This window comes from Gordonia sp. (in: high G+C Gram-positive bacteria), from assembly GCF_012515855.1.
In the GTDB taxonomy this organism is placed as follows: Bacteria; Actinomycetota; Actinomycetes; order Mycobacteriales; family Mycobacteriaceae; genus Gordonia.
Genome location: NZ_JAAYXO010000239.1, coordinates 1 through 4,237, shown reverse-complemented (window position 1 = coordinate 4,237; position 4,237 = coordinate 1). Strand labels below are relative to the sequence as shown.

The 4,237-nt window shown below is 67.2% G+C and carries 3 protein-coding genes and 1 pseudogene; 3 read left to right on the top strand and 1 reads right to left on the bottom strand.

Annotated features, from left to right (window positions below; translation table 11 throughout):
• The coding region (locus GX543_RS17290) for a DUF222 domain-containing protein (protein WP_290853710.1) at positions 1 to 1,163 on the top strand (1,163 nt) is incomplete at its 5' end.
• A gap of 636 nt (positions 1,164 to 1,799) precedes the next feature.
• Here GX543_RS17290 and GX543_RS17285 read toward each other — a convergent pair.
• Positions 1,800 to 2,834 (bottom strand): LLM class F420-dependent oxidoreductase, encoded by a 1,035-nt coding sequence (locus GX543_RS17285; RefSeq protein WP_290853709.1) that lies wholly within the window; start codon positions 2,832 to 2,834, stop codon positions 1,800 to 1,802.
• A gap of 56 nt (positions 2,835 to 2,890) precedes the next feature.
• Between GX543_RS17285 and GX543_RS17280 the strand changes: the two genes are divergently transcribed.
• Entirely contained in the window at positions 2,891 to 3,907 is a 1,017-nt protein-coding gene (locus tag GX543_RS17280; protein WP_290853708.1) for a Zn-ribbon domain-containing OB-fold protein, read from the top strand.
• 19 nt (positions 3,908 to 3,926) lie between these two features.
• A pseudogene (locus tag GX543_RS17275) lies at positions 3,927 to 4,237 on the top strand (lipid-transfer protein); the annotation flags it as partial.

The window sequence follows — 4,237 nt, the reverse complement described above, 5'->3', positions numbered from 1 at the left end:
TGTTGGCGTTCATTGATGCGGAGATCGCGCATCGGTTGTCGACGATGGGTGGGTTGTCGGCGCGGCGGGTCGAGGACGCGGTCGCTGCGATCGTGGCTGAGCATGATCCGGATGCGGTCACGGTCACTCGGGAGCAGGCTAAGGCTGCCAGGAATGTGGTGGTGAACCCGCTGAACGAGGACGCCGCTGAGTTGATCGTGACGACGGCGGCCGAGGATGCGGCGTTGTGTAAGGATGCGTTGGATGCGGTGATCGCCGGGGTGTGTGTGCACGATCCCCGCACCCGTGGCCAACGCCGCTCCGACGCTGCTGTTGCCCGGATCAGTGGGGTGCGGTTCGGGTGCCGCTGCGATCGCGAGGACTGCACGGCTGATCTGTCCGATGCGGCGGTCGCGGCCCGGTGCGCGAAGATCGTGCTGCACGTGGTGGTCCGCCAAGAAACCCTCGACCCGACCCCCAGCCAGGCCCGCGGCCAGGCTGGCGGTGAGGCTGGTGCCCAGGTGCCGGCGTTTGTGGATGGGTTCGGTCCGATCTCGGCCGCTCATGCCCGTGATCTCGCCGCCCGCCCGGACGCGGTCTGTAAGCCGTTGGATTTGGGTGACCTCGCTGTGCGGATGTCTCGGCCGGGCAATCGGTATCGCCCGACTGCGGTGCTCGATACTGCGGTGCGGGGGGTGTTCGGGACGTGTTCGTGGGCCGGGTGTGATCAGCGGGCGTGGCGGTGCGATCTGGACCATGTGGCCGAGTTCGATCACCAGGATCCGGCTGGGGGTGGTCCGACGTGTGCGTGCAATCTGAATCCGAAGTGCAAGTTTCATCATGGGTTGAAAACCCATGCCGAGGGTTGGCTCGATGACCAGGTCGTTGACGCCAACGGGGTGGTGTGGACTGAGGTCACCACTCCGGAAGGGGTCACCGTGCGTCAGCAGGCGGCGAATCTGTGGCTGCTGCCTGAACTCGGCCTGCTTCCGTGCCGCCACGACATTCCCGCTGTTGCGGCGACACGCCCGGTTTCCGGACACGCCGGTGGTGCTCCGAAACGAACGTTGTCGCGGGTGGAAGCCAAGCATCGTTACCGCCGGAAGCAGCGGGCGGCGAACCGCCGCCACCGCCAGACCCTGGCCGCGGTCAGGGACGCCGCCGACGGCCAACCACCGTTCTGAGGACACCGCATCCCCCCGCTGGTTGGTCGGTTCATCGAGACCGCCGCGGACAGGACTCTCGACCGGCGTCGGCGAGCAGGCTCAGCCGCCGACACGCCCAGATTTCGGACACGCCGGGGTTGCGCCGAAACGAACTGTGTCGCGGGTGGAAGCCAGGCACCGTTACCGCAGGAAGCAGCGGGCGGCGAACCGCCGTTTTGAGGGCACCGCCCCCGTTGGTTGGTCGAGTGCCGACGAACGGAGTGAGTCGGTTCATCGAGACCGCCGCCGGCAGGACTCTCGACCAGCGGAGGCGAGCCGGCCCAGCCGCCGACACGCCCGAATTTCAGACACGCCGGTGTTGACTCAAAACGAACTCGGACCCCGAACTCGGACTCGAAGACAGCCAAGTGTCAGCGTCGAGACACGCAACGCGCAGCGACCGCCTAAGGTCGCCTTCCACGGCAGCCATCTTTCCCAATTCCTGCACCCGACGGCGTGTCGTGGATCTTTGGGCGTGTTGCCGGCGGAGACACCCAGGACCGGGTTGAGATCGTGCGAGCGGCGGTCTCGAGGAACCGACTCACTCCGTTCGCCGGCACTCGACCACCATGGCGTCGCCAAGCGCGACACGCCCGGTGTCCGGACACGCCAGTACTAAACCAGCGCTCCCAGCTGACGCACCGTCTCCACGTCCTTCGCGGTGACCATCAGTGTCGTGACGCCGGCGGCCTCCCAGACCTTGATCTGGTCGCGCACCTCGTCCGCGGTGCCCACGAGCATCGTCTCGCGGACCATCTCGTCGGGGACGGCGGCCACGGCCTCCGCCTTGCGGCCGGCTCGGAAGAGCTTGCCAATGTCCTCGACCACGTCTGCGTAACCCATCCGGCAGTACAGGTCTGCGTGGAAGTTCTTCTCCGCCGCACCCATCCCGCCGACGTAGAGTGCGGTCGACGGTCGGTAGCGATCGATCGCCGCCGGAACATCGTCGGTGATGACGCACTGGACAGTGGCCGCGATCTCGAAGTCCGCACGCGATCGCCGCGCGCCCGGTCGCGCGAAACCCTCGTCGAGCCACTCGTCGTACATACCCTGCAACCGCGGGGTGTAGAAGATGGCGAGCCAGCCGTCGGCGATCTCGGCCGTCTGCGCGACATTCTTGGGCCCCTCGGCACCGAGCCAGATCGGGATGTCTGCGCGGAGCGGATGGACGATCGGCTTCAGCGGCTTGCCGAGACCGGTGACGCCGGCACCCTCGCGCAGCGGCAGCGGGTAGTGCGGACCGTCGCTGACCACCGCGCCCTCACGCGCAAGCACCTCGCGGACCACCCGCACGTACTCACGCGTCCGCGCGAGCGGCTTGGCGAAGGGCTGGCCGTACCAGCCCTCCACCACCTGCGGCCCGGATACGCCGAGACCGATGATGTGTCGGCCACCGGAGAGATGGTCGAGAGTCAGCGCCGCCATCGCCAGCGTGGTCGGCGGTCGCGCCGACAGCTGCGAGACGGCCGTACCAAGGCGGAGCGTGGTGGTCGAGGCCCCCCACCAGGCCAGCGGCGTGTAGGTGTCCGACCCCCACGACTCGGCGGTGAAGACCGAATCGAATCCGGAATCCTCCGCTGCGCGAAGCAGTTCCGGGACGTCTGCGGGCGGCTGAGCGCCCCAATATCCCAGCTGTAGGCCAAGTTTCACTGTCGAGCCCCTCTACCGTTCCCTTGCGAGTCAATACTAGAACGTGTTCTACTTCGTTGGTGTCCAATAGTGCAACCCACCCGACTCCCGAGGTGCAGGTACCCGCACCCGAGTCACAGATTCTGTCCGCGGAGCTGACAAACACCTTCGCCTACACACGTTCGCTCGGACCGGTCCTGTCACAGTTCGCCCTCGCCCTGCGCGACGGTCGCATCCTGGGCAGCCGCGGATCCGACGGCCGAGTCACGACTCCCCCCGCGGAGTTCGATCCGACCACCGGCGTCCTCACCACCGAACTGGTGGAGGTCGCTCCCGTCGGCACCGTGCAGAGCTGGTCGTGGCAGCCCGAGCCGCTCGACGGCCAGGCGCTCGACCGACCGTTCGCGTTCGCCCTCATCAAGCTCGACGGCTCCGACACATCGATGCTCCACGTCGTCGACGCCGACGGCCCTTCCGCGATGAGCGTCGGTGCACGCGTCCACGCCGTGTGGCACGCCGTGCGCACCGGCGTCATCACCGACATCGCGCACTTCAGCCTCGGCGAGACTCCCGCCGCAGCACCCGATCCGACCGGCGACATGACCGTCGACGGCGACGGCGGCGTGGTCATCACCACGCCGATCACCACCTCGATCATGCACTCCGCCGCCGAGTCGGAGAGCTGGTACCTCGAGGGCCTGAAGGAAGGCAAGCTGATCGGCGGCCGCGTCCAGACCGGTGAGGTCTACTTCCCGCCGCGCTACGTGAGCCCCGCCGACGGCAGCCCGACCGTCGAACGCGTCGAGGTCTCCGACACCGGAACCATCACCACCTTCTGCATCGTGAACGTCCCGTTCTTGGGCCAGCAGATCAAGCCGCCGTACGTCGCCGCCTACGTGCTGCTCGACGGCGCCGACATCCCGTTCCTGCACCTGATCCTCGACACCCCCGCAGAGGACGTCCGGATGGGCATGCGCGTCAAGGCCGTGTGGCGACCGGAGTCCGAATGGGACTTCACGATGCGCAACATCAGTCACTTCGCCCCGACCGGCGAGCCGGACGCCGAGTTCTCGGCCTACCGCGACCACCTCTGAGCGGGAAGGAAACGCTTACATGAGTTCATCGAACCTCCCGCGCATCGCCGTCGTGGGCTTCGCCCACAGCGCCAATGTCACCGCAACCACCGGCACCACCAACGGTGTCGAGATGCTGATCCCCTGCTTCAAGCAGCTGTACAGCCAGCTCGGCATCAGCCGCACCGACATCGACTTCTGGTGCAGCGGATCGTCCGACTACCTCGCCGGACGCGCGTTCTCGTTCATCTCGGCCATCGACGCCATCGGCGCCGTCCCGCCGATCAACGAGTCGCACGTCGAGATGGACGGCGCTTGGGCGCTGTACGAGGCGTGGATCAAGATCGCGAC